19 protein-coding genes and 1 pseudogene are annotated in these 21,897 nt (G+C 64.3%); 14 read left to right on the forward strand and 6 right to left on the reverse strand.

The features are described from left to right. Nucleotides 1–82: 82 nt before the first annotated feature. Nucleotides 83–1,144 (reverse strand): agmatinase, encoded by a 1,062-nt coding sequence (speB, locus tag AC1DXN_RS15420; protein WP_477274401.1) that lies wholly within the window; start codon nt 1,142–1,144, stop codon nt 83–85. 213 nt (nt 1,145–1,357) lie between these two features. Here speB and gcvA point away from each other — a divergent pair, with 213 nt between their 5' ends. The 8 genes from gcvA to AC1DXN_RS15460 all read left to right on the forward strand — a co-directional run bounded on the left by gcvA (nt 1,358) and on the right by AC1DXN_RS15460 (nt 10,523). Further along, the gene (gcvA, locus tag AC1DXN_RS15425) at nt 1,358–2,332 is read left to right on the forward strand and encodes a transcriptional regulator GcvA (RefSeq protein WP_477274403.1); all 975 of its coding nucleotides are present in this window, start codon (nt 1,358–1,360) and stop codon (nt 2,330–2,332) included. Nucleotides 2,333–2,443: 111 nt separating this feature from the next. Continuing rightward, nucleotides 2,444–3,748 (forward strand): nicotinate phosphoribosyltransferase, encoded by a 1,305-nt coding sequence (gene pncB, locus AC1DXN_RS15430; RefSeq protein WP_477274405.1) that lies wholly within the window; start codon nt 2,444–2,446, stop codon nt 3,746–3,748. A gap of 437 nt (nt 3,749–4,185) precedes the next feature. Then, the gene (locus AC1DXN_RS15435; RefSeq protein ID WP_477274407.1) at nt 4,186–5,640 is read left to right on the forward strand and encodes a hypothetical protein; all 1,455 of its coding nucleotides are present in this window, start codon (nt 4,186–4,188) and stop codon (nt 5,638–5,640) included. 152 nt (nt 5,641–5,792) lie between these two features. Then, complete coding sequence (locus AC1DXN_RS15440; protein WP_477274409.1) at nt 5,793–7,097, forward strand: ABC transporter substrate-binding protein; 1,305 nt, start codon at nt 5,793–5,795, stop codon at nt 7,095–7,097. 160 nt (nt 7,098–7,257) lie between these two features. Next, complete coding sequence (locus AC1DXN_RS15445; RefSeq protein ID WP_477274411.1) at nt 7,258–8,139, forward strand: branched-chain amino acid ABC transporter permease; 882 nt, start codon at nt 7,258–7,260, stop codon at nt 8,137–8,139. After that, complete coding sequence (locus tag AC1DXN_RS15450) at nt 8,136–9,098, forward strand: branched-chain amino acid ABC transporter permease (RefSeq protein WP_477274413.1); 963 nt, start codon at nt 8,136–8,138, stop codon at nt 9,096–9,098. Before AC1DXN_RS15445 ends, AC1DXN_RS15450 begins: the two co-directional genes overlap by 4 nt. Then, on the forward strand, nt 9,095–9,823 hold the full coding sequence (locus tag AC1DXN_RS15455) for an ABC transporter ATP-binding protein (RefSeq protein ID WP_477274415.1): 729 nt from the start codon (nt 9,095–9,097) through the stop codon (nt 9,821–9,823). The genes AC1DXN_RS15450 and AC1DXN_RS15455 overlap by 4 nt, the downstream gene beginning before the upstream one ends. Next, complete coding sequence (locus tag AC1DXN_RS15460) at nt 9,816–10,523, forward strand: ABC transporter ATP-binding protein (protein WP_477274417.1); 708 nt, start codon at nt 9,816–9,818, stop codon at nt 10,521–10,523. Before AC1DXN_RS15455 ends, AC1DXN_RS15460 begins: the two co-directional genes overlap by 8 nt. On the opposite strand, the gene AC1DXN_RS15465 is transcribed toward AC1DXN_RS15460, so the two are convergent. Both AC1DXN_RS15465 and pncA read right to left on the reverse strand, forming a co-directional pair. After that, nucleotides 10,524–11,906 carry a sodium:proton antiporter gene (locus AC1DXN_RS15465; protein ID WP_477274502.1) on the reverse strand — a complete coding sequence of 461 codons (1,383 nt, stop codon included), beginning with the start codon at nt 11,904–11,906 and terminating at the stop codon, nt 10,524–10,526. Nucleotides 11,907–11,966: 60 nt separating this feature from the next. Then, nucleotides 11,967–12,581 (reverse strand): bifunctional nicotinamidase/pyrazinamidase, encoded by a 615-nt coding sequence (pncA, locus tag AC1DXN_RS15470; protein WP_477274419.1) that lies wholly within the window; start codon nt 12,579–12,581, stop codon nt 11,967–11,969. 276 nt (nt 12,582–12,857) lie between these two features. Here pncA and AC1DXN_RS15475 point away from each other — a divergent pair, with 276 nt between their 5' ends. The 6 genes and pseudogenes from AC1DXN_RS15475 to AC1DXN_RS15500 form a co-directional block, all read left to right on the forward strand. After that, on the forward strand, nt 12,858–13,718 hold the full coding sequence (locus AC1DXN_RS15475) for an FAD binding domain-containing protein (RefSeq protein ID WP_477274421.1): 861 nt from the start codon (nt 12,858–12,860) through the stop codon (nt 13,716–13,718). Continuing rightward, nucleotides 13,718–16,465, forward strand: coding sequence for a molybdopterin-dependent oxidoreductase (locus AC1DXN_RS15480; RefSeq protein ID WP_477274504.1), 2,748 nt, complete (start codon nt 13,718–13,720; stop codon nt 16,463–16,465). The genes AC1DXN_RS15475 and AC1DXN_RS15480 overlap by 1 nt, the downstream gene beginning before the upstream one ends. Continuing rightward, the gene (locus AC1DXN_RS15485) at nt 16,462–18,003 is read left to right on the forward strand and encodes a 6-hydroxynicotinate reductase (RefSeq protein ID WP_477274423.1); all 1,542 of its coding nucleotides are present in this window, start codon (nt 16,462–16,464) and stop codon (nt 18,001–18,003) included. Before AC1DXN_RS15480 ends, AC1DXN_RS15485 begins: the two co-directional genes overlap by 4 nt. Beyond that, the gene (locus AC1DXN_RS15490) at nt 18,003–18,887 is read left to right on the forward strand and encodes a UPF0280 family protein (protein WP_477274425.1); all 885 of its coding nucleotides are present in this window, start codon (nt 18,003–18,005) and stop codon (nt 18,885–18,887) included. Before AC1DXN_RS15485 ends, AC1DXN_RS15490 begins: the two co-directional genes overlap by 1 nt. Beyond that, the gene (locus tag AC1DXN_RS15495; RefSeq protein ID WP_477274426.1) at nt 18,880–19,464 is read left to right on the forward strand and encodes an amino acid synthesis family protein; all 585 of its coding nucleotides are present in this window, start codon (nt 18,880–18,882) and stop codon (nt 19,462–19,464) included. Before AC1DXN_RS15490 ends, AC1DXN_RS15495 begins: the two co-directional genes overlap by 8 nt. Then, nucleotides 19,461–19,919, forward strand: a pseudogene (locus AC1DXN_RS15500) (MarR family winged helix-turn-helix transcriptional regulator); the annotation flags it as partial. The gene AC1DXN_RS15495 and the pseudogene AC1DXN_RS15500, both read left to right, overlap by 4 nt. On the opposite strand, the gene AC1DXN_RS15505 reads toward AC1DXN_RS15500, so the two are convergent. From AC1DXN_RS15505 to AC1DXN_RS15515, 3 genes are all read right to left on the reverse strand, one after another. Further along, nucleotides 19,894–20,127 (reverse strand): glycine cleavage T C-terminal barrel domain-containing protein, encoded by a 234-nt coding sequence (locus AC1DXN_RS15505; protein WP_477274506.1) that lies wholly within the window; start codon nt 20,125–20,127, stop codon nt 19,894–19,896. The pseudogene AC1DXN_RS15500 and the gene AC1DXN_RS15505 overlap by 26 nt on opposite strands. Nucleotides 20,128–20,153: 26 nt before the next feature. Beyond that, nucleotides 20,154–21,023, reverse strand: a complete 870-nt coding sequence (locus AC1DXN_RS15510; RefSeq protein ID WP_477274428.1) for an aminomethyl transferase family protein — start codon at nt 21,021–21,023, stop codon at nt 20,154–20,156. 71 nt (nt 21,024–21,094) lie between these two features. Next, a complete protein-coding gene (locus AC1DXN_RS15515) occupies nt 21,095–21,871 on the reverse strand; it encodes an ABC transporter substrate-binding protein (protein WP_477274430.1) in 777 nt (258 codons plus the stop codon). Nucleotides 21,872–21,897: the final 26 nt, after the last annotated feature.

The raw sequence follows: 21,897 nt of genomic DNA on the forward strand, positions 1-21,897 counted from the left end.
TGTCGTTCCCATCTGGAAGCTTGTTTGTTTGAGTGCGACCGCCGGCTCCAGCGCGGCGGCCGCCTTGGGATATGTTTGAGTGTCAGGCTCCCTTGCCGGTGATCGCCGGGCTGAACACCATCAGGCTCAGGATTTCGAACAGCACCTGCGCGCCGACATGGGCGGTGTTGGTGGTCGCGTCGTACTGCGGCGCCACCTCGACGACGTCGCCGCCGACAATGTTGAGACCCTTCAGACCGCGCAGCAGTTCGAGCACTTCGCGCGTCGTCAGCCCGCCGATCTCAGGCGTGCCGGTGCCCGGCGCGAAGGCCGGATCGACGCTGTCGACGTCGAAGGAAATGTAGGTCGGGCCGTCGCCGACGATCTTGCGCGCCTTCTCGATGATGGCGGGAATGCCGAGGCCGGTCACCTCTTCGGCATGCACCACGGTCATGCCGGATTCGTAGGTGAACTCCCACAGATATTCAGCCGAGCCGCGTATGCCGATCTGGATGGTGCGGGTCGGGTCGAGCACGCCGTCCAGCACCGCATTGCGGAACGGTCCGCCATGGTGGAACTTGGTCATGTCGAACAGCCCGCTGGTGTCGCAATGGGCGTCGATGTGGATCATGCCGACCGGCGCCTTCTTGCCGACCGCCTTCAGGATCGGATGGCTGATCGAGTGATCGCCGCCGACAGAAAGCGGAATGACCCCGGCATCGACGATCTGGTTGGTGCGGCGCTCGATGTCTTCGTGGCTGATCTCGAGCCGGTAGCGGCTCCGGAACGGCGTATCGCCGATGTCGGCGACGCGAAGCTCATGCGTCGGCGCGCATTCCAGCACGTGGTTGTAGGGGCCGATGCGCTCGATGGCGCGCAGCGCCCTTGGCCCGAAGCGCGAGCCCGGCCGGTTGGTGACACCGAGATCCATCGGCACGCCGATGATCGCCACCTGCAGGTCGCCCAAATCCGGATTGTCTGCGGCAATTTCGCGATAGGGCGCGGCGAGGAAAGTCGGTATGCCGGAATAGGGCGCCAGCCTGGTGCCGCTCTTGGAAAAGATCTTGTCGGCGACGCGCCGAAATTTTGGATCGAACATCTCGCCGCCATGGCTCTCGCCATATTTGCGACGCAAGGCTTCGAGCTTGCCGCGATCGTAACCCATCTCCGGTCCTCCTGCTGGGCTGATGCAGTGCGGCCTCGGCGACATCTAACGAACTGACCGTCATCCGGCCGGGTCGCTGTCCCGCTGGCTGCCTGCAGATTTCCAAGTCTTGATGCTGTTCCGAGCCAAAGTGTCCGGCAGCCGCATTGAAAAATCAATTGATATTGTTAGGGTGCAGCTTGTGAGAAAATCTCACAATGAATCTGGGTGCCCATGGCCAAGCGTTTGCCCCCCTTAAATCCGTTGCGCGCCTTCGAGGCGACGGCGCGCCATGCCTCGCTGACCAAGGCGGCGGCTGAGCTGAACGTCACCCACGGCGCCATCAGCCATCAGATCAAGGCGCTCGAACAATCGCTCGGCGTCAAGCTGTTCGAACGCACCGGCCAGCGGGTGAAGCTCACGCCGCACGGTGCCGAACTGCTGCCGGCGGTATCGACCGCCTTCGACGGCATCGCCGCCGCCACGCAGCGCATGACAAGGCCGGCCAGCGCCGGCACACTCTCGGTCTCCTGCGTGCCGGCGCTGCTGCTTTTGTGGATGACGCCGCGGCTCGGCAGCTTCATGGCGCAATATCCCGATATCAGGCTGACGCTGATCCCCTCCAACGACGCCAAGGATATCCGCGCCCCGCAGATCGATGTCTGCGTGCACTATGGCGATGGCAGCTGGACCGATTGCTGGATGCGCAAATGGTCGGGCCTCGAACTATTCCCGGTGGTCAGCCCGACGCTGATCAACAACCGGCCGATCCGCACCGTCCGCGACCTCGCCGATCATGTCTTCCTGCATGGTGATGACGGTCGCGAGTGGCACACCTGGCTGGCCGCCGCCGACGGGCTCGATCTGGAGCGCGGCCGACGCCACCATCTCGGCGACGCCCGCATGTCGACGGAAGCCGCGGTTCATGGCCATGGCGTGGCACTCGGTGATTCAGTCACGGCGAGCGCGCTGCTCGCCAGGGGGTTGCTGGTTGCCCCGTTCAGCCTGTCGGTGCCGGCGGTCGACGATTTCTACGTCGTCTGTCGCAACGAGATGAAATCGACGCCGATTGTGCAGCTGTTCATCGACTGGCTGTTTGCCGAGAAGGAGCAGGCCGACAGCCGCGCCGATGCGCCGGTGGCGGGCCGCATCGGCATCCGCAGGAAACGCCCGGCGCTGCGCGTCATCGGCGCCAAGACCTCGTCCTGAGCCTGGCCCGAGCGTTTTCTTTTTGTCGGGCCAGCCGCAAAGCGGGAGGCGCTTTCAAAAATTCAATGCTAAGAGGCTTTTGCGGGGAGCGAGCGAAGGCGGCATCGAGATATGGCAAAAACCGATATAGCGCGGCGCGTCTACAATCACACCTGGAAGCTCGACCCGATCGTGCGCAGCCTGCTCGATACCGACTTCTATAAGCTTTTGATGCTGCAGATGATCTGGGGCATGTACCCCAAGGTCGACGCCACCTTCTCGCTGATCAACCGCACCACCACGGTGCGCCTCGCCGACGAGATCGACGAAGGCGAGTTGCGCGAGCAGCTCGATCACGCCCGCACGCTGCGCTTCTCGAAGAAAGAGATGATCTGGCTGGGCGGTAATAATTTCTATGGCCGCAAGCAGATCTTCGAGCCGGAATTTCTTGCCTGGCTGGAGAATTTCAGGTTGCCCGAATACGAGCTTTCCAGGCACGGCGGCCAGTACGAACTCACCTTCAGCGGCCCGTGGATGTACACCACCCTGTGGGAGATCCCGGCGCTCGCCATCATCAACGAATTGCGCTCACGCGCCGCCATGCGCGCCTTCGGCCCCTTCGCCCTCGATGTGCTCTACGCCCGCGCCAAGGCCAAGATGTGGGCCAAGACCGAGCGGCTGAAGGCGCTGCCCGGCATCCGCATTTCCGATTTCGGCACCCGCCGCCGCCATTCCTTCCTGTGGCAGCGCTGGTGCGTCGAAGCGCTGAAGGAAGGCATCGGCGAAGCCTTCACCGGCACCTCCAACGTGCTGCTCGCCATGGACAACGACCTCGAAGCGCTCGGCACCAACGCCCATGAACTGCCGATGGTGTTCGCAGCACTCGCCAATTCGGAAAAGGAATTGAAGGAGTCGCCTTACAAGGTGCTGCAGGACTGGCAGCGCTACTATGGCGGCAATTTGCTGATCGTCCTGCCCGACGCCTTCGGCACGGCTTCGTTCCTGCGCGACGCGCCGGACTGGGTCGCCGACTGGACCGGCTTCCGCCCCGACAGCGCGCCGCCGATCGAAGGCGGCGAGAAGATCATTTCCTGGTGGCGCGAAAAGGGCAGGGATCCCAAGCAGAAGCTGCTCATCTTCTCCGACGGGCTCGAGGTGGAAACCATCGAGGAAACCTACCGCCACTTCCGTGGCAAGGTGCGCATGTCCTTCGGCTGGGGCACCAATCTGACCAATGATTTCGAAGGCTGCGCGCCAACCGAAACCAACAGCCTCGACGCCATATCGCTGGTCTGCAAGGTCACCGAAGCCAATGGTCGCCCGGCGGTCAAGCTGTCCGACAACCCGGCCAAGGCGACGGGTGACCTGAAAGAGATCGACCGCTATCTCAGGATATTCGGGGCGAAGGATCGCGTGGAGCAGCTGGTCAAGGTGTGAGGGGAGGCGGGGCTCTTGGATAGGCTGAGTTCCTGGCACCCTCCTCTGTCCCGCCGGACATGTCCCACGCAAGGGCCGACGGTATGCACACACATTTCAAAAGCCGTTGTGTCAACTGCTTGATGAGATTGTTTGATGACCCGGCAGAGGCTCCTTTCCTCTCCCTCCGGAGGGGGGAGAGGTGGCGCCGCGAAGCGGCGACGGAGTGGGGGAACCACTTGGCAGCCGCCGCAACGCACATAGGAAAGCGGACAACGCGCAAGCATCGTTTCGACCCGCATCAGGGTCGACCCCCACTCCGTCGAGCTGCGCTCGAYACCTCTCCCCCGATCGACGGGGGAGAGGAAGGGTGCCAAGCTGTCCGAGCAGGCACCTGTCCTCAAAGGCAGAGGCTCACTTCCGAAGATAACAGCGTGATCTCCCCCCAAGTGGGGGAGATGTCCGGCAGGACAGAGGGGGGCGCCGTAGAGCGCTGCCGTCCGGCAGCCAAGGCGATTCTCGGCCTCGGCGCTTCGATAGCCCTCCTCTCGCCCACCCCCGCCTTCGCCCACGCCTCCGACCGCGGCCACGTCCTCCTTCTCCCCACAGGCTACTATGTTGCCGGCGGCGCGCTCGCCGTTGCCGCCAGCTTTCTCGTTCTAGCTTTGCTATCGCCAGACGCGCTCGACCGCTTCTGGCGCCGACGCCTGCCGCTTTTCGCCCTCGGCGACCGCGCGCGCACAATCGTCAGCCTGCTATCTTTTGCCGGCTTCGCAATTCTCATCGCCGCCGGCCTGTTCGGCAGCCGCGACCCGCTTTCCAATCCGCTGCCCCTGGTGATCTGGACGCTGCTCTGGGTCGGGCTTGCCTTGCTGCAAGGCCTGCTCGGCGACCTCTGGTCGTGGCTGAACCCCTGGTACGGGCCCTGGCGCATCGCCTCCCATTTGATCGGCCTATCCGACGACGAAACGCAGGCGTCGCAACTGCCCGCATGGCTCGGCTGCTGGCCAGCCGTCATCCTGTTCTTCGCCTTCGCCTGGTTCGAGCTGATAGACCCGGCCCCCGACGACCCGGCGCGACTGGCCTGGGCTGCCGGCCTCTATTGGCTGGGCACCTTTGTTGCCATGCTGGTGTTCGGTTATCCCCACTGGAGCAGCCGCGGCGAGTTCCTGACCGTCTTCTTCGCCATGGTGGCGCGCTTCGCCATTGTCGAACGCGATGAAGATGGCCGGCTCAATTTCTGCTGGCCGGGCGCCAAACTGCTCACCGCCGAGTCGCTGCCGCTCAGCGGCATCGCTTTCCTGCTGCTCAGCCTGTCATCAGTCTCGTTCGATGGCCTGTCGAAGACCTTCTTCTGGCTCGGCCTGTTCGGCATCAATCCGCTGGAGTTTCCCGGCCGCACGGCGCTGATCGGCATCGGCAGTTTTGGCCTCGTGCTGACCTTTGTCCTGCTGGCAGCGGCGTTCGCGCTTGCCGTTGTCGTAGGCCAGCGTATGGCCTCCAGCCCGCATCCCTTCACTCAGGCTGCCGGCCTGCTGGTTTGGTCGATCGTGCCGATCGCGCTCGCTTATCATGTCGCCCATTATCTGACGGCGCAGCTGGTCGATGGTCAATACGCGCTTGCCGCCGTCTCCGATCCGTTTGCGCTGGGCTGGAACCTGTTCGGCACCGCCGACATGCAGATCGAAGCCGGCGTCGTCGCCGGCGCCGACTCGGCCTGGTGGCTGTGGAATGTGCAGGCCGGAATCATCATCGCCGGCCACATGCTCGCGGTCCTTGTCGCCCACGGTTTCGCCTGGCGACTGCACCCGGTTCCCGCGCGCGCCGCGCTCAGCCAGTTGCCGCTCACCCTGCTGATGATCGCCTACACCGTCTTCGGCCTCTGGTTGCTTGCCACACCGACCGCCGGCTGAGAACAAGGCGACCGGCATGCCTTTGCGCAAAGCTCGCTTGCCAGGTCGCGGCTTTGGTGATTTAGTTTGTACACATGCGATTTCTGCCCTCCCACTTGGGAGTGGCCTTGCCTCGTTGCTGCCAGTCAAAACTCAAAAACAGGGGAACTGCCGTGACCGACAAGAATGGGTTTTTCGATCTCTCCAAAACCGCTCTCTCTCGCCGCACTGCGCTGAAGGGCCTCGCCGCCGGCGCCGGCCTTGCCGTCGCCCCAGGCTTCATCCGCTACAGCCAGGCGCAGAGCTCGGCGCCGATCAAGATCGGCTTCCAGTCGCACCGCACCGGCATCGGCGCCGCCTATGGCCGCTGGTACGAGAAGACGAGCGCCGCCGCGGTCAAGGCAATCAACGATGCCGGCGGCATCAACGGCCGCCCGGTTGAGCTGGTGATCGAGGATGACGGCACCGATCCCGCCCGCGGCGCCGAGGTGGTCGGCAAGTTCGCCACCCAGCACAAGACCGACATCGTCTTTGGCACCTTGTTCTCGCATGTTGTCATCGGTTCGGCGCCAGCCGCCGGCGAAAACAAGATCCCCTATTTCGTCGTCAGCGAAGGTCACCACGTCGCCTCGACCAAATTGAACCGCTACGTCTTCCAGCCCGGCATCACCGACGTGAAGAGCCAGATCCAGTCGATGGCGCCGTGGATCGCCGCCAACGCCGGCAAGAAGGTGACGCAGATCTTCCCCGATTTCGCTTTCGGCTACGACCATCGCGACTACCTGCCGCCAGCGCTGAAGGCCCAAGGCGCCGACGTCATCGCCCAGATCGCCATCCCGCCGACGGAATCCTCCTTCACCAAATATTTCCCGCAAATCCCCGCCGAAACCGAGGTCATCTACCACGTGATGGTCGGCCCGGCCGTGCTCACCTTCGTCAAGGAACTCGGCGAATTCTACGGCTCCAACCGGCCGCAATTGTTCGGCTTCATGGATTCACTCGAGGCCACCGACATCAACAGCCCCGGCCTCGAATTCCTCGACGGCAGTCATTTCTGGGAGGGCTCGCCGCGTTATGCGCAAGCCGATGATTCCGCCGGACAGAAGGCCTATCGCGCCGCTGTCGGCATCGACGACAATGGCGCAGCCGTCGGCGATCCCAAGGACGTCTCCACCGCGTCGCACATGTTCGGCTGCTGGGAAACGCTCTACGTCGTCAAGAAGGCGATGGAGGATGCCGGCTACAAGGGACCGGAAGACCGCGCCAAGCTGGTCGAGGCGACCGAAGCGCTGACCGAATTCGCCGAAGGCCCCGAGCATCCGCAGGGACCAAAAACCTTCAACGGCAAGATCCACCAGTGCTTCGGCATCCAGAACATCTCCAAGGTCGAAGGCGGCAAGCTGAAGGTCGTGCACAAGACCAAGATCGAGGACGGCCTGTACGAGGCCGAGGGGGATTACACGACGCAGGCGCTGTGAGCCGCCTTGCCCTCCCCGTTGGGGGGAGGGTCGGCAAGCAGGCTTTGCGTCCGCGAAGCCTGTGCGACGGGGTGGGGGTCGCGACGGCCCATGCCCCACTCCCCCACCCGACCGCTGCGCGGTCACCCTCCCCACAAGGGGGAGGGTAAGGGCGCCTTGAATGCACTTCGGACCCCACCTCCTCCTCGCCGCCCTCGAAGGCCTCGTCACCTCCGCCGTGCTGGCGCTGACGGCGCTTGGCCTGTCGCTGGTGTTCGGCGTCATGCGCGTCGTCAATGTCGCCCATGGCGAGTTCTTCATGCTGGGCGCGGTGCTGGCCTGGGCGATCACCACGGCTATCGGCGGCCATCCGGCACTCGGCTTCCTCGCCGCGCTGGTGCTGGCGCCACTGATCGTCGGCGCCATCGCGCTCGTCGCCGAACGGTTGGTGCTGCGCCGGCTCAACTACAATCCCGAAGCCACCATCGTCGCCACTATCGGCATGCTCTACATCATCCAGCAACTGGCGCTGACCTTCTACGGTCCTGAGGCGCGGCCGGTCGAGCCGCCTTTCAGCTACCGCATCCTTCTGCCGTGGTTCGGCTACTCCGGCTACAAGCTGTCGATCATTGCCGCCTCGGCCCTGCTGCTTGTCGCGACATGGTTCGTGCTGACGCGCACCAGGATCGGCCTCGTCATGCGCGCCACGCAATATGACAGCGAGACGGCGCAGGCCTTCGGCATTCCGGTTGGCCGGGTTTATGCCGGCGTCTTCGCGCTAGGCGCCATGCTGGCGGCCGTCGCCGCCGTGCTGATCGTGCCGATCAGCCAGGCGCATTACCTGATGGGACAGGACCCGCTGCTCTTGTCCTTCATCGTCGTCATCATCGGGGGCCTCGGCTCGCTGCGCGGCACCGTTGTCGCCGCTGTGCTGATCGGCATGTCGGACGGCATCATCTCGGTGTTCTTCTCGCCGACCCTGGCCAAGATCATCGCCACGATGCTGGTGGCGATGGTGCTGGTGTTCCGGCCGCAAGGCCTGTTCGGGACGGCCCCGCGATGAGCGAAGCTTCGCCGGCAAAGGCCTATGCATTGCATCTGGGCGTCATTGCCTTGCTTTTCGCCTTGAGCTTCGTGCTGCCCGATTATCACCACGGCCTGCTCGCCCGCATCATGGTGCTGGCTGTCTTCGCCATGGGCTACAACATTTTGTTCGGCTATGTCGGCTTGCTCAGCCTCGGCCATGCCATGTTCTTCTCCGCCGGACTCTATGGCGCGGGCCTAACCGTCATTCATCTCGGCTGGAATGTACCGGCCGCCTTCGCCGCCGGGCTCGCCTGCGGCGCGCTTCTGGCGCTGGTGATCGGCCTCTTGGCGCTGCGCACGACCGGTGTCGCGTTCATGATCGTCACCATGATGTTTGCGCAGGTGTTTTATCTCATCATCCTTTATTTCGCGTCGTGGACCGGCGGCGACCAGGGCATGGTCGTGCCGCAGCCGGCGCGCGTGCTCTCCTTCGGCGCCACATCGCTCGATCTCACCAATCCGACCGTGCGCTACATGACAGCGCTCTCCCTGTTCTCCGTCGTGCTGCTCGTCACGCTTGCCATCGTCCGCTCCCGCTATGGCCGCGTGCTGGTCGCCATCCGCGAGAACGAGGAACGGACGAAGATGCTCGGCTACGACACCTTCTCGAACAAACTCGTCGCCGTCGTCGCCTCGGGCACCATCTGTGCGGCGTCGGGTGCCGCCTATGCGTTGCTGTTCGGCTATGTCGGCTCTAGCTTCGCCTCGGTGCAGTATTCCATCCTGCCGCTGCTCTGGGTGCTGCTCGGCGGCGCCGCCACCACGCTTGGAGCCCTGATCGGCACGCTGTTCATGTACTATGTCACCGACATCACCAGCGGCTTCACTTCCGCCTATCTGCTGATCGTCGGCATCGCTCTCATCCTGCTGGTGCTGTTTTTCCCAAAGGGCATTCTGGGCAGCATCCGCCAGCGTTGGCTGGGGTGGTTGCCATGATGCCGCTGCTGACCACCAAAGGCCTGTCGCGCAATTTCGGCGGCCTGCGCGCCGTCGATGGCGTGGATTTCGCGCTGATGTCGGGCGAGATCCGCGCCGTCATCGGCCCTAATGGCGCGGGGAAAACCACCTTCGTCAGCCTGGTCAGTGGTCGCATACAGCCGTCTTCCGGCATGATCGTCTTCAACGGCGCCGACATCACCAACCAGCCGGCCTATATCAGGGTTCGCCAGGGCATCGCCTACACCTTCCAGATCACCAGCGTCTTTGCCAATCTCTCCGCCTACGACAATGTCGCGCTGCCGGTGCAGCGCACGCTGACCGATGGCCGCTCGAAGGGTGCGGTCCGCGCCGGCGTCATGGCAGCGCTCGAGCGCACCGGCCTTGCCGACCGGGCCCACATGCCGGCCGGGCAGCTCTCCTATGGTCACCAGCGCCTGCTGGAAGTGGCGATGGGCCTGGCGCTGAAGCCGCGCCTGCTGATCCTGGACGAGCCGACGCAAGGGCTGGCCGACAGCGAGATCGACAATTTCATCACCCTGGTGCGTGAGATCGCCAAAAGCGCCACTGTGCTTTTGATCGAGCACAACATGCCGGTGGTCATGCAACTCGCCGACCGCATCACCGTCTTCAACGCCGGCAAGATTCTCGCCGAAGGCACGCCCGAGCAGGTCCGCGAAAACGCCGATGTGCAGGAAGCCTATCTGGGGACGGTGCATGACTGAGGCGCTCACCATCTCCGGGCTCGACTGCTTCTACGGCGAAGTCCAGGTGCTCTATGGCCTCGACCTGGTGCTGAACACGGGCGAGGTGCTGTGCCTGTTCGGCCGCAACGGCGCCGGCAAGACGACGACGCTGAAAGCGATCATGGGCCTCGTCCCGGCCAGCGCCGGTTCGATCAGGCTCGACGGTAAGGAGTTGACCGGCCTGCCGGCGCACGAAGTGCCGAAGGCCGGCGTCGCCTATGTGCCGCAAGGCCGGCGGCTGTTCGCCGAGATGACGGTGGCCGAAAACATCGAGATCGGGCTGATGGCGCGCGGCAAGGGCAAGGCCGTGCGGGAAAATGTCCTCGACCTTTTTCCATTGCTGCGCCAGCGACTGCGCCAACGCTCCGGCACGTTGTCCGGCGGCGAGCAGCAGATGCTGGCCATGGCGCGGGCGCTGTGCATCGAACCACAGGTGCTGCTGCTCGACGAGCCGACCGAAGGGCTGATGCCGTCGATGATCGCCAAGATCCGCGAGACGGTGTCGAAATTGCGCGAGTTGGGAGTGTCGACCATCCTCGTCGAGCAGCGCGTCGACGCGGTGCTGTCGGTTGCCGACCGTGTCTGCTTCATCGAGAATGGCCGCAACCGCGAGACGGTCGATGTCGATGAACTGCGCGCCGATCCGTCGGCGGTGCGCCGCTATGTCGGCGTCGGCTGATCAGCCGAAGAACAGAAAACCGGCGATCAGAAAGGTCGGGATCAGCACTGCGCCCGACCACGCCATATAGCCGAAGAAGCCCGGCATCTTGACGCCGCGATGCCTGGCGATGGCGTAGACCATGAAGTTGGGCGCGTTGCCGATATAGGTGTTGGCGCCCATGAACACCGCACCGGCCGAGATCGCCGCCAGCGTGGAGGCGGCCTCGGTCATCAGATGCTGCGGATTGCCGCCGGCGAGTTCGAAGAACACCAGATAGGTCGGCGCATTGTCGAGGAAGGACGACAGCGCGCCGGACAGCCAGAAATAGGCAAGGTCGTTGGGTTGGCCCGAGGGCGCGGTGACCAACGCCACCAGCGGCGACAGCGCCCCGTCATGGCCGGCCCTGAGAATGGCGATGACCGGCACGATGCAGATGAAGATGCCGGCAAACAGTTTTGCCACCTCAGTGATCGGCCCCCAATTGAAGCCGTTCGCTTCGCGGTGGCTCTTGCGCGACACGGCAAGCGAGACGAAAGCGAGCGCTAGGATGACGGCGTCGCGCACCAAATTCTGCAATTCGAGGCTGACGCCGAGGACTGAAAAGCTCACGCCCGGCTTCCAGGTCGCCGAAAGCAGGATCGCGCCGACCACCCCGGCCAGCAGCGGAATGTTGGGCAGGCCGCGGATGCGCACTTTCGTATCGGGCGTCGGGTCCTTGATCTTCGGCGCGCCGCCCTCGCGGCGATGCAGCACAATGTCGATGGCCAGGAAGACAAGCAGCACAAGGCCGCCCGTCAGCAGCGTCTCGCGCCAAAGGTTCACCGTCGTCCAGAAGAAGTCGACGCCGCGCAGGAAGCCGACGAACAATGGTGGGTCGCCCAAGGGCGTCAGTGAGCCGCCAATGTTGGAGACGAGAAAAATGAAAAAGATGACGACATGGGCGTTGAACGGCCGGTTGTCGTTGGCGCGCAGCATCGGCCGGATCAGGATCATCGAGGCGCCGGTGGTGCCGATGATCGAGGCGAGGATCGCCCCCACCAGCAGCAGCCCGGCATTGACCAGCGGTGTGCCGTGGATGTTGCCGGCCACCAGAATGCCACCCGCAATGGTGAACAGCGCAAACAACAGGATGATGAACGACATATATTCGGTGAGCAGCGTGTGCAGCACCGCTTGCGCTGCCGAATTCATGCCGAAGGCGAGAGCCAGCGGCACCACCACCAGCGCTGCCCAGAGCGCTGCGATCTTGCCGTAGTGATGCTCCCAGACATGGGGAAACAGCAAAGGCCCGGTGGCGATCGACAACAGCAGACCGGCGAAAGGCAGCCCCCACCACAGCGACATGGCAGCGCCGGGCAGGTCGTGTTCCTCGGCCGCCAAGGCCAGTCCCGGAAACAACATTGCAACAGCCACCGCAGCGCCTGCCGTCAAAGCTGTCGCCCGCACCGCATTCATGGTCTGTCAGTCCGATGCGTGGTCTTCAAGGCTTACGCCGGCTTCGCGCATTCGCTTCAGCATCGTCTCGACCGAGCCGTTGAGATTGATACCGCGACAGGCGTCGAGCCGCACCGTGGTCGCAAAACCGTGTTTGACCGCGTCGAGCGCCGAAAAGGCGACGCAGAAGTCGGTCGCCAGGCCGACCAGGGTCACGCTATCGACTCCGCGCTCCTTGAGATAGCCGGCAAGCCCGGTCGGCGTCGTGCGGTCGTTCTCGAAGAAGGCCGAATAGCTGTCGATGGCCGGGCGGAAGCCCTTGCGGATCACCAGTTCAGCCTTGGTCCAGGCGAGGCCCGAATGGAAATCCGACCCAAGACTGCCCTGGATGCAATGGTCCGGCCACAGCGTCTGCGGGCCGTAGGGCATGTCGATCGCCTCGAAAGGCTGCTTGCCGGGATGGCTGGAGGCGAAGCTCGAATGTCCCGCGGGGTGCCAGTCCTGCGTCAGCACGACATGCTCGGTGCGCCGGATCAAATCGTTGACCAGCGGCACGATCTCGTCGCCGCCGGCGACTGCCAGCGCGCCGCCCGGGCAAAAATCGTTCTGCAAGTCGATGACAACAAGCGCTTCGTCGGCCATGGGGCCTCCCTCTTTTGTCTCAGGCTCCAGTGAAGAAATGCCGCTGATGCGACCGGATGCAGAAACTTGACCAGATGGGCGGCGGCGTCAACCGCCAACGGCATAACAAATGCTTGTCCGCGGCATTGATGCCGACAGCTGCGCAAACTCTGGCTTTGACAATTCCTGCCGGCTTGATATCATTTGCATACGAATGAATTTGACTGGCTCGGACGCTGGCAGGTTTCCTCGGGAAAGCCCCTTTTCTGGAAGGCCCTTTGTTTTGGAAGGCAAAGCGTGATCCGTTACGCGAAACCCACCACTGTCGACGAAGCGCTCGCTCTGCTTGGCGAAGCGCCGTGGCGTATCCTTGCCGGCGGCACCGATTTCTATCCGGCGCAAGGCGCCAAGCCGTTTCGCGACAACGTCCTCGACATCAATGGCCTCGCGGCGTTGCGCGGTATCACTGAAGCCGAGACCCATTGGACGATCGGTGCGCGCACCACCTGGACCGATCTCGTCCGCCATCCCTTGCCGCCGGCCTTCGATGCGCTGAAGCAGGCGGCGCGGGAGGTGGGCTCGGTGCAGATCCAGAATGCCGCCTCCATGGCCGGCAATCTCTGCAATGCCTCTCCGGCCGCCGACGGTGTGCCGCCCTTGCTTGTGCTCGATGCCGAGATCGATTTGCGATCCGCAGTGGCAACCCGTACTTTGCCGCTGGCAAAATTCATCCTCGGCAACCGCCGCACCGAACTGCAGCCCGGCGAAATGGTCACCGCCATCCGCGTGGCGAAACAGGCAGGCTTGGGCACGTCGGCTTTCGTCAAGCTCGGCGCCCGGCGCTATCTCGTCATCTCCATCGCCATGGTGGCCGCGCGTGTGGTTGTGAAAGACGGCATCGTCAGCGAAGCGGCCGTCGCGGTCGGTTCCTGTTCGGCCGTCGCCAAACGCCTTGCGGGCGTCGAGGCCGCCTTGCGCGGCCACCCTGCCAACCACGCACTCGCCGATGCTGTGCTGGCCGCGTCGATGGACGAGCTTGCGCCGATCGGTGATGTGCGCGGCAGCGCCGAATACCGGCAGGATGCTGCACGCGAGATCGTCGCCCGCGCCGTGCTTGCTGCTGTCGGCCACGCTACCGGCGACAAGGTGGCGGCATGATGGTACGCGCCGACATCGCCTTCGAGGTCAACGGCGCCGCAGTTTCCGTCTGCGTGCCGCCGGTCCGCCGTCTCTCCTCGGTGCTGCGTGATGAATTGCATTTGACCGGCACCAAGGTCGGCTGCGACGCCGGCGATTGCGGCGCCTGCACCGTGCTGGTCGACGGCAATCCTGTCTGCGCCTGCCTGGTACCGGCAGCCTCCGTGGCCGGGGCGACCGTGACAACCGTCGAGGGCCTCGCCAATGGCCGGCTGTCGGCGCTGCAGGCCTCGTTCCTCGAGCATGGCGCGGCGCAGTGCGGCATCTGCACGCCCGGCCTGCTGGTCGCCGCGACAGCACTTCTGGACGAGAAACCCTTCCCGACCGAGGCCGAGACCCAGGATGCGCTGGGTGGCGTCCTTTGCCGCTGCACCGGCTACCGCAAGATCATTGCCGCGGTCATGGACGCATCGCGCCACGCCAATGGCCTTGACCACCGCATGCCGCAGTCGGGCCATGCCGTCGGCTCCTCGCCGATCCGCCTCGATGGCCACCCAAAAGTCACCGGCGGCGAAAAATTCGGCGGCGATTCCTTCCCGGGGGATGCGCTGTCGGTGCTGGTGGTCCGCTCGCCGCACTATCATGCCGGGTTCACCTTCGGCGATCTCGGATCTTGGGCTAGAAATCATCCTGGCATCGTCGGTGTCTTCACCGCGGCAGATATCCCGGGAAAGAACTGCTTTGGCGTCATCGGCCCGTTCGCCGACCAGCCCGCTCTCGCCGAAGGGTTCGCGCGCTTCCGCGGCGAGGCGGTGGCGCTGGTTGCCGGCGAGCGCGAGGCCATGCTCGATCTCGACCTTTCAGACTTTCCTGTTTCCTGGACCGAACGACCGCATTTCCTGCAGCCCGGTGAAGCACAGGCCGGCGGCGCGAAGCCGATCCACGACCACCGGCCGGCAAACCTGCTCACCTCCGGCTTTGTCGAACGCGGCGATCCCGACGCGGCGCTAGCCAGTGCCGTCGTCACCGTCTCCGGTGCCATCGACACCGCCTATGTCGAACACGCCTATATCGAGCCGGAAGCCGGCTACGCCTATATGGATGGCGACACGCTGGTCGTCGTCGCCTGCACGCAGGCGCCCTATATGGACCGCGACGACACGGCAAAGGTGCTCGGCCTCTCCGTCGACAAGGTGCGCATTGTCCCGACCGCCACCGGCGGCGGCTTTGGCTCGAAACTCGATGTTTCGCTGCAGCCTCTCGTCGGCCTGGTGGCGCTGAAGACCGGAAGGCCGGCGGCACTCACCTACACCCGCAATGAATCGATGATCTCGACCACCAAGCGCCATCCCGCTGAGATGAAGGCGACCATTGGCGTCGATGCGGATGGCCTTGTCACCGGCATGATCTTCGCCGGCGATTTCAACACCGGCGCCTATGCCAGTTGGGGGCCGACGGTCGCCAACCGCGTTCCCGTGCATGCCTCCGGTCCTTATGCGACGCCGAATTATCGCGCCGAGGGCCGTGCCATCCACACGCATGGTCCGATCTCCGGCGCCTTCCGTGGCTTCGGCGTGCCGCAGGCGACGATCATGCAGGAAACTCTTTATGACGAACTGGCCGAAAAGCTTGGGCTGGATCGGCTGGCGTTTCGGCTGAACAATTGCCTTCGTAACGGCTCCGAAACGGTTACCGGCCAGAAACTGGAGTCGGGCGTCGGCATCGCCGAGTGCCTCGAAGCGCTGCAGCCGCATTGGGCGCGCGCGCTTGCCGATGCCGCAGCCTTCAATGCTGCCAATGAGAAGCAAAAGCGCGGCGTCGGCGTCGCGTCCTGCTGGTATGGCTGCGGCAACACCTCGCTGCCCAATCCGTCGACCATCAGGGTCGGCATCTCGCCCGAAGGCGAGGTCATCCTGCATCAGGGCGCCGTCGACATCGGCCAGGGCTCCAACACCGTCATAACCCAGATCTGCGCCGACGCGCTTGGACTGCCGCTGGACAAGTTCCGGCTGAAGAGCGCCGACACTGCGATCAGCCCCGACGCCGGCAAAACATCGGCCTCGCGCCAGACTTTTGTCACCGGCAAGGCCGCCGAAAAGGCCGGCCGCGCCTTGCGCGAAACCATCCTGCGCTTTGCCAATGTGTCGGAGAAAGCGTCCCTGCATCTCGACGGGCCGGCAATCGTCATCCGCGAGGGCGAGGCCACCCGCCGCATCGACCTGGCCGCGCTTGATGTCGATGCCGGCGGCTTCGTCTTCCGCGCTGAGGAAACTTATGATCCGCCGACCCTGCCGCTAGATGCCAAGGGCCAGGGCAAACCCTATGCCCTCTATGGCTACGGCGCCCAGATCGCCGAACTCGAGGTCGATCTCAAGCTCGGCACGGTCAAGCTGATCAAGATCACCGCCGCGCACGATGTCGGCAAGGCGATCAATCCGCTGCTGGTCGAGGGCCAGATCGAGGGCGGCATCGCGCAAGGCATCGGCATGGCGCTGATGGAGGAATACATCCCCGGCCGCACCGAGAATCTGCACGACTATCTGATCCCGACCATCGGCGACGTGCCGCCGATCGAGACCATCCTGATCGAAGTTCCCGATCCGGAGGGACCCTTTGGCGCCAAGGGGCTGGGCGAGCATGTGCTGATCCCGACGGCGCCGGCTATCCTCAACGCCATCCGCCACGCCACCGGCGTGCTGGTCACCAAGGTTCCGGCGACGCCGACGCGCATTCGCGCCGCCATACGGGAAAAGGAGGCACGCCCATGAGCGAGCTTGCCGAACGTTTCGAAACCCACGATCCCGGCGAAAAGCAGGTGGCGGAAAAGATCCGCTGCGATGCCTGTCCGGTCATGTGCTACATCGCCGATGGCCACACCGGCGCCTGCGACCGCTACGGCAATGTCGGCGGCCGCATCGTGCGCATGGATCCGCTGACCATCCTCGACCACGCCGCCGAAACCGGTGGCGCGGTTGTGCCCTTCGTCGCCGACGGTGAGGAGTGGGACGGCGAACTGGTCAACACCGGCCGCCGTTTCGTTACGGCAATAGGCGCGGGCACCACCTATCCCGACTACAAGCCGGCTCCCTTCATCGTCAGCCAGGAAGTCGAAGGCGTCGATCTGGTGACCGTGGTCACCGAGGGCATCTTCTCCTATTGCGGCGTCAAGGTGAAGATCGACACCGACCGCCACCTTGGTCCGGAGACCGCCATCGTCCGTGCCCAGGGCGAGGCCATCGGCCATGTCACCACCGGCGAATACGGCTCACAGATGCTGTCGCTGGGCGGTGTGCATCATTTGACCGGCGGCTCCAAGCCTGAGGGACGCGCCACTTGCGATGCGCTGCTCAATCTGTGCAACCGCAAGCCGGTCGAACTTGTCATCGATGGCGGTGCGACCATCATCGTCGAAGCCGGCAAACCACCTGTCATCGACGGCAAGGTCGAACACCGCATGCGCGTCGGCTGCGGCTCGGCCACCATCGGCATGTTCGCCACCCAATGGCGCGGCCTGGTCGACGAGGTGGTGGTGGTCGACGACCACATCACCGGCGTCGTCTCCGAGCATCAGGCGGGCAAGGTTCTCGGCTGGCAGGATACCGGCATCAAGATCATTGGCCGCCGTTCGACGCCCGGCCGTTATTTCAAGGTCTCCGAGCCAGGCCTCGGCTGGGGTGGCACCTCGATTTCCGACCCGCTGTCGATCCTCGGTGAATGGAATTCCAAGAAAGGCGCGCATCCTGGCTTGTCGCTGCTGATGGTGTCGACCACCGGCGAGCAGTTTGCGTATTACGAGCTCGACGACGAGTTGAAGCCGGTCGAAAAGCCGTTTCCGGAGCGGCTGCAGAAATCGGTCGGGCTGATTGAGGACAATTGCGAGCCGGCACTGTGCACGGTGTTGTTCATCGGCGGCGCCGGCGGCTCGCTGCGCGCCGGCGTCACCGAAAACCCGGTCAACCTCACCCGCTCGGTGCAAGACCTGAAGACCTACGTGACCGTCGGCGGCGCCCCCGTCTATGTCTGGCCGGGCGGCGGCATCACCCTGATGGTCGACGTCACCCGCGTACCGGAAGGCGCTTTCGGCTATGTCCCGACCCCAGCGCTGGTGGCGCCGATCGAGTTCACCTTGCGTCGCGACGACTATATCAGGCTCGGCGGTTACGAGGCCGAGATCCGCAGTGTCGACGACATTGTCGCCAAGGGCGGCGAGTACCTCAACCCGCGCCGCGGCGCGGGTGCGGCAGCGCAGAACCCGTGGCCGCCGCTGGCGCAGTTGCGCCGCACCGGCTCGAACGGGGCCGGGTGATGCAAGGTCCGCAAGTGCATTGGCTGCAGGACGGCAAGCGGCTGCATCTCAACCATGGGCCGATCGACCTGATCGTCGAGGCCTTCGGCGAGGCGGATGAGTGTCGTGCCGCCTATGCCCAGGCCGTCGAGCGCTTCCAGACGATCCTGGTCGAGTTGGTCAAGGAGCTTCCCGAATTGCGCCTCCCGGCATTCTTCCTGGCGCCACGCGCCTTTGACGGTCCGACGGCGCGCCGCATGGAAGCAGCCGTCATGCCCCTGGCGGAAGGCTTCATAACGCCGATGGCCGCCGTCGCCGGATCGGTAGCCGACGAAATGCTTGCCGCACTGCTTGCCGGTCGCAAGCTCGATCGCGCCTATGTCAACAATGGCGGCGACAGCGCTCTCCATATCGGCAAGGGCCAGTCAGTGAACCTGGCGATCGCCGGCACCGGCAACGGTATGGCGGACCGCATCACCATTCGCTCCGAAGACGGTGTGCACGGCGTCGCCACCAGCGGTTGGCGTGGCCGGTCGTTTTCGCTCGGCATTGCCGACGCCGTCACTGTGCTGGCGCGGACTGGCGCCGAGGCCGATGCGGCGGCGACGCTCATTGCCAACGCCGTAGACCTGCCCGGCAATCCTGCCATCAAGCGCATTCCCGCACAGGAACTGTCGCCCGACAGCGATCTCGGCGCGCGGTTGGTGACACAAGCCGTCGGCACGCTTGCATTTGGCGAGGTGGCGCGGGCGCTGGACAATGGCCTTGCTGTCGCCGAAGATTTTCGTCGACGCGGCCTGATTGCCGCATCGGCGCTGTTTCTGGGCGGTGAGGCCCGCATCAGTGGTTCTATGGCGCTTGCCGCGTCCAACAAAAGTCCAGGGAAGGAAGTTGCCCATGCCTGAGTTTCCGATCCGCAAGATCGCGGTTCTGACCGAAGAGATCTTTCACGATGGCGGGCCGGTCGCCGCGGCGCCGCACCGACGCGCCGCCGCTGTGGCGCTGGTGAAAAACCCGTTCGCCGGCCGCTACGTGGAAGAGTTGCAGAGCGCCATGGACGATCTGAAGCCGCTTGGCCTGCTGCTCACGGACAAGCTCATTGCCGCATTGGGCGGCGACGTGAAACAGATCGACGGCTACGGCAAGGGCACGATCGTCGGCTCGTCAGGTGAACTCGAGCATGGCGCGCTGTGGCATGTGCCGGGCGGCTACGCCATGCGTGAGCGGCTCGGCGGCGCCAAGGCGATCGTGCCGTCAGCAACCAAGGTCGGCGCCTTCGGCTCGCGGCTCGACGTGCCGCTCGGCCACACCAACGCCGCTTATGTGCGCAGCCATTTCGACGCCATGGAGGTCGGACTCAGCGACGGGCCTCGTCCCGACGAGATCCTGTTCTGCCTGGCCATGAGCTGCGGCCCGCGCGTGCATGACCGCATGGGTGGACTGGCGGTTGGCGACATCAAGGCTTGGGACGGTTTGCGATGAGCGGCGGGGACAATCTGCTGAAACTGGTCGAGGCCGAAGAGCCTGACGAGCATGACTACCGCTTGCAGGAGCAGGTCGGCTTCATCCTGCGCAAGGCGCACCAGCGCCATGTTTCGATCTTTGCCGCGCGTATCGCCGATCTGACGCCGCCGCAATTCGCCGCTCTGGCCAAATTGCACGACGTCGGTGAGACCTCGCAGAACCAGCTCGGCACGCTGATCGCCATGGACGCGGCGACGGTGAAGGGCGTCATCGACAGGCTGAAGGCGCGTGGCTTGGTCGACCTCACCAAGCACGAGGTCGACAAAAGGCGCCTGCTGGTCAACCTGACCGCCGAGGGTCGCGACGCCATCGAGCGACTGATTCCGCTGGCCCGCGCCATCACCGAGGAAACGCTTGCGCCGCTCTCCGCCAAGGAGGCCGCCACCTTCATGAAGCTGCTGTCCAAGCTCGCAGCCGCGCCCCTTCAGGATCGAAGAACGGTATCGGCGCCACCACCGCGCGTGTCGGCGTGCTGTCGATGTCGATGCTCAGCTCGGTGCCGATCGCGGTGAACGGCAGCCTCAGATGCGCGGTCGCCAGCACCTTTCCCAGCGAATAGCCGTGATCGCTATAGGTGACGACGCCGGCATCCTCGCCATCGGCCAGAACCCGCGCATTCATCGCAGCTGGCGTGCTGCCGTCGAGGATCAATCCGGTCCAGCGTTCGTCGAGGCCTTTGTCGCGGAGCTTGAGCAAAGCTTCGCGGCCGATGAAATCGCCCTTATCGAACTTGATCCAGCGGTCGAGCCCGACATGAAACGGCGTGCGGCTCTCGTCCATGTCGATGCCATGCGCCGGATAGGCCTTTTCCAGCCCAAGCGTGAACATCGCCAGCACGCCATAGGCTTGAGACCAAAATCCCGGCCGGCCCGCATCAGTGCGTCCCAGATCGCAGTGGCCTCGTCTGCGGGCACGAACAGCTCGAAGCCGAGCTCGCCGGTCACGCCGGTGCGCGAAATCAGCACCTTCGTCTCGCCGATGCGCCCTGATGTGAACGCCCAGCGTTTCAGCCCGTCCAGGTCGGCGTCCTGCACCAGCGCCTTCAGCAACGCCCGCGAGCGCGGCCCCTGGATCGTCGGGAAGGCGATGGCCGCAGTGATGTCGGTCACGTAGGCCTTGCGGCGCTCCGCATGATGCAGCAACCAGGGCAGCATCTTCAGTCGATTGACCGAGCCGGTCACCAGCATGAAATGTTCGGGCGCCAGCCGGAACACGGTGAGGTCGTCCATGATTCCGCCATCGTCGCGGCACACGGTGGAATAGCGCACCTGTCCCGGCTTCATCGCGGCGGCGTCGTTGACGATGACATGATTGACCAGCGCCTCGGCCTCCGGCCCCTTGATGTCCATCTTGCCCATGGTGCTGAGATCCTGGACGCCGACATTTTTCCGCGTGTTCAGGTGCTCGTCGGCAATGCCAGAATAATATTTGGCCGAGACGAAATCGCCGCCGACCCGGCCCATGGTGGCGCCGAGCCCGACGATGCTGTTGTAGAAAGGAGAGCGTCGCTCGGCCAAGAAAGTTCTCCATCATTCATGAAAAATCGGCAGCGCCGGGCGGCACTGCCGATGTCGGATCGGTGAAGGGATTAACCCCCGTAGACGTCGAACGAAAAATATTTGTCGTTGATTTCCTTGTATTTGCCGTTGGCGCGCAGCGCGTCGATCGCGGCATTGAGCTTGTCGGTCAGCTCCTTGTTGCCCTTCTGCAGCGCGATGCCGACGCCGGGACCATGGATGGCTGGGTCCGGGCTCAAGGTGCCGAGCAATTTGCAGCAGGCGCCATCGGGCTTCTTCAGCCATTCGGTCAGGATGATCGAGCCGTCCATCACCGCGTCGAGGCGGCCATTGACCATGTCGGCGCGGGCGTCGTCGCCGGTCGGGTAGGCCTTGATCGTCGAGCCGCTGTACTTCTGCTCGGCGAAATTCTGGTGGATGGTCGCGCTCTGCACGCCCAGCACCTTGCCTTTCAGATCGTCCGGCGACGTGCCGGCGATGGTCGAATCCTTCGGCACGGCGATGGCCGGCGGCGTCTGGTAATACTTGTGGGTGAAATCCACCTTCTCGGCGCGTTCCGGCGTGATGGTGATGTTGATGATCGCGTCGAACTTGCCGGCCTGCAGTGCCGGGATCGAGCCATCGAAATCCTGCACGACGAATTCACATTCGGTCTTCATTTCGGCGCACAATGCCTTGCCGAGGTCGATGTCGAAGCCACCCAGCGTGCCGTCGGCATTGGCGTAGTTGAAGGGCGGATAGGCGCCTTCGGTGCCGAGCTTGAGCTCATTGTCTTGGGCGCAAGCTGCACCCGTGGCGACAGCCAGGGCGGCGGAAGCGGCAAGCGCGAAACGACCGAAAAGACGCATGTTCCTGAATCTCCGTTGAGCGGAGA

It is taken from the genome of Mesorhizobium sp. P2_H9, assembly GCF_056403215.1.

Coding starts and splice junctions, on each gene's coding strand:
- speB (WP_477274401.1), bottom strand. CDS start 1,144: ATGGGTTACGATCGCGGCAAGCTCGAAGCCTTGCGTCGCAAATATGGC.
- AC1DXN_RS15515 (WP_477274430.1), bottom strand. CDS start 21,871: ATGCGTCTTTTCGGTCGTTTCGCGCTTGCCGCTTCCGCCGCCCTGGCT.
- AC1DXN_RS15490 (WP_477274425.1), top strand. CDS start 18,003: ATGCAAGGTCCGCAAGTGCATTGGCTGCAGGACGGCAAGCGGCTGCAT.
- AC1DXN_RS15445 (WP_477274411.1), top strand. CDS start 7,258: ATGCACTTCGGACCCCACCTCCTCCTCGCCGCCCTCGAAGGCCTCGTC.
- gcvA (WP_477274403.1), top strand. CDS start 1,358: ATGGCCAAGCGTTTGCCCCCCTTAAATCCGTTGCGCGCCTTCGAGGCG.
- AC1DXN_RS15485 (WP_477274423.1), top strand. CDS start 16,462: ATGAGCGAGCTTGCCGAACGTTTCGAAACCCACGATCCCGGCGAAAAG.
- AC1DXN_RS15435 (WP_477274407.1), top strand. CDS start 4,186: ATGTCCGGCAGGACAGAGGGGGGCGCCGTAGAGCGCTGCCGTCCGGCA.
- AC1DXN_RS15460 (WP_477274417.1), top strand. CDS start 9,816: ATGACTGAGGCGCTCACCATCTCCGGGCTCGACTGCTTCTACGGCGAA.
- pncB (WP_477274405.1), top strand. CDS start 2,444: ATGGCAAAAACCGATATAGCGCGGCGCGTCTACAATCACACCTGGAAG.
- AC1DXN_RS15455 (WP_477274415.1), top strand. CDS start 9,095: ATGATGCCGCTGCTGACCACCAAAGGCCTGTCGCGCAATTTCGGCGGC.
- AC1DXN_RS15480 (WP_477274504.1), top strand. CDS start 13,718: ATGGTACGCGCCGACATCGCCTTCGAGGTCAACGGCGCCGCAGTTTCC.
- pncA (WP_477274419.1), bottom strand. CDS start 12,581: ATGGCCGACGAAGCGCTTGTTGTCATCGACTTGCAGAACGATTTTTGC.
- AC1DXN_RS15450 (WP_477274413.1), top strand. CDS start 8,136: ATGAGCGAAGCTTCGCCGGCAAAGGCCTATGCATTGCATCTGGGCGTC.
- AC1DXN_RS15465 (WP_477274502.1), bottom strand. CDS start 11,906: ATGTTGTTTCCGGGACTGGCCTTGGCGGCCGAGGAACACGACCTGCCC.
- AC1DXN_RS15505 (WP_477274506.1), bottom strand. CDS start 20,127: ATGAATGCGCGGGTTCTGGCCGATGGCGAGGATGCCGGCGTCGTCACC.
- AC1DXN_RS15495 (WP_477274426.1), top strand. CDS start 18,880: ATGCCTGAGTTTCCGATCCGCAAGATCGCGGTTCTGACCGAAGAGATC.